Below are 2,173 nucleotides of genomic sequence, written 5' to 3'. Positions count from 1 at the left end.
GCCAAGCCGCCGGGCTCGCCCCGCGCCACGCCCCCGGACAGGCCCGGAGCCAAGCCCCCGATCACGCCCGGAGCCAAGCCGCCGGTCACGCCCGGAGCCAAGCCGCCCGGTCACGCCCCGTGCCAAGCCGCCGGTCACGCCCGGAGCCAAGCCGCCCGGTCACGCCCGGAGCCAAGCCGCCCGGTCACGCCCGGTGTCGGGTGTCCGGTCAGGCGCAGTGTTGGGCTCTGGTCCGGCGCGGTGTTGGGCCCCGGCAGGGGTGGGGTGGGTTAGCAGGCCATCATTTCTGGGGTTACGGCGGCTTCTGTGTCGGGGATGCCCAGGTCGCGGGCGCGCTTGTCGGCGAGGGCGAGCAGACGCCTTATGCGGCCCGCGATTGCGTCCTTTGTCAGTGGTGGGTCGGCCAGTGCGCCCAGTTCTTCCAGGGAGGCCTGGCGGTGCTCCAGTCGTAGCCGGCCGGCCGAGGTCAGGTGGTTGGGGGCCTCGTCCGCGAGGATTTCGAGCGCCCGGGTCACTCGTGCGGCTGCTGCCACGGCTGCGCGGGCCGAGCGGCGCAGATTGGCGTCGTCGAAGTTGGCCAGGCGGTTCGCGGTTGCGCGGACTTCCCGGCGTACCCGTCGCTCTTCCCAGGCCAGCACGCTCGAGTGCGCCCCGATGCGGGTGAGCAGCGCCGCGATCGCGTCCCCGTCCTTGATCACCACGCGGTCGACGCCGCGCACCTCGCGCTCCTTGGCGGTGATGCCGATGCGGCGGGCGGCGCCGCGCAGCGCCAGCGCGGCCTCCGGGCCCGGGCAGGTGATCTCCAGCGCGCTGGAGCGGCCGGGCTCGGTCAGCGAGCCGTGCGCCATGAACGCACCCCGCCACGCCGCGACCGCGCAGCAGACGTTGGCCGACACGACGTGCGGCGGCAGACCGCGCACCGGCCGGCCGCGGACGTCCAGCAGACCGGTCTGCCGGGCCAGCGCCTCGCCGTCCTTGACGATCCGCACGATGTAGTGGCTGCCCTTGCGCAGGCCGCCGGACGCGAGGACGTGCACCTCGCTGGGGTAGCCGTACACCTCGGCGATCTCCCGCCGCAGCCGCCGGGCCACCGCGCCGGTGTCGAGCTCGGCCTCGACGACCACCCGCCCGGACACGATGTGCAGCCCACCGGCGAAGCGCAGCAGGGCGGCCATCTCCGCACGGCGGCAGCACGGCTTGGGTACGTCGACCCGGCTCAGCTCGTCCTTGACCGCTGCCGTCATCGCCATCTTCGAAGTCACCTCATGCTTGTTTCGCGGTACGCCAGTTGCTTAACGATCGGAGCCGAGGACTGGCACCAGTGCTGTGCCCAACGACTCAGGATCATGCTTGGGACTGCCGTCCGCAACGGCCAGCGGCGCCAGTACCAGGCGTGCACCCAGGGCCTGGGCGGCCCGGTGCACCGGATCGGGCTCGCCGACCCACTTCGCGTCGGCCAGCACAGTGTCCACGCGCAGCCGCGGCAGATACCAGTGCAGGGCGGCCAGATGGTCGGCCACCGAGAGCCCGGAGGTCTCGTTGTCGGCGCCGAGGTTGAGCGTGACCAGCCGCCGGGCCGGGCTGGCGACGATGGCCTCGGCCAGCTCGGGCACGAGCAGATGCGGAAGAACACTCGTGTACCAGCTGCCGGGCCCGAAGATCAGCCAGTCGGCCTCGGCGATGGCGGCCAGCGCGGGCGGACAGGCCGGCGGCGAGGACGGCACGATCCGCAGCGCCTCGATGTGCCCGGTGGCGACGGCGACGGCATGTTGCCCGCGCACGGTGACAACCTCGTCGGGCCGGTCCGGGTCACCGCCGCGCACCTCGGCCTCGATCCCGACGGCGTGCGAGGCCATGGGCAGGACCCGGCCGCGGGCACCGACCATGTCGGCGGCGTGCTCGAGGGCGGCGACGGGATCGCCGAGCAGTTCGAGGAGGCCGAGCAGCAGCAGGTTGCCGACGGCGTGTCCGGCGAGGGGGTCGTGCTTGCCCCCGACCGAGGCGATCCGCCGATCGACGCTGCCCCAGCCGGCTTTGTCGCCCGCTTCCGCGCCTGCACCGAGGCCAGGGTCGGAGCCCGCACCGATGCTGAGACCGGAATTCGTGCCGGAGTCGGCGTCCGCCCTGGTGCCGGTGCCGGCCTTGGTGCCGGCGCCGGCTTCGGGCCCGGGCC

The 2,173-nt window shown here is 73.7% G+C and carries 2 protein-coding genes; both read right to left on the bottom strand.

Annotated features, from left to right (window positions below; translation table 11 throughout):
- Window positions 1-269: 269 nt before the first annotated feature.
- A complete protein-coding gene (whiA, locus tag AB0C29_RS44980) occupies window positions 270-1,250 on the bottom strand; it encodes a DNA-binding protein WhiA (RefSeq protein WP_184996434.1) in 981 nt (326 codons plus the stop codon).
- 42 nt (window positions 1,251-1,292) lie between these two features.
- Window positions 1,293-2,173: 2-phospho-L-lactate transferase CofD family protein (locus AB0C29_RS44975; RefSeq protein WP_360834018.1), on the bottom strand; the 881-nt coding region annotated here is incomplete at its 5' end.

It is taken from the genome of Actinoplanes sp. NPDC048791 (genome assembly GCF_040650095.1).
GTDB lineage: Bacteria > Actinomycetota > Actinomycetes > Mycobacteriales > Micromonosporaceae > Actinoplanes.
The sequence above is the reverse complement of the archived record's forward strand: the minus strand, read 5'-3'. Positions and strand labels throughout refer to the sequence as shown.

What these genes read in the sequence shown, in the direction of transcription:
- whiA (WP_184996434.1), bottom strand. Translation starts at nt 1,250, where the DNA reads ATGGCGATGACGGCAGCGGTCAAGGACGAGCTGAGCCGGGTCGACGTA.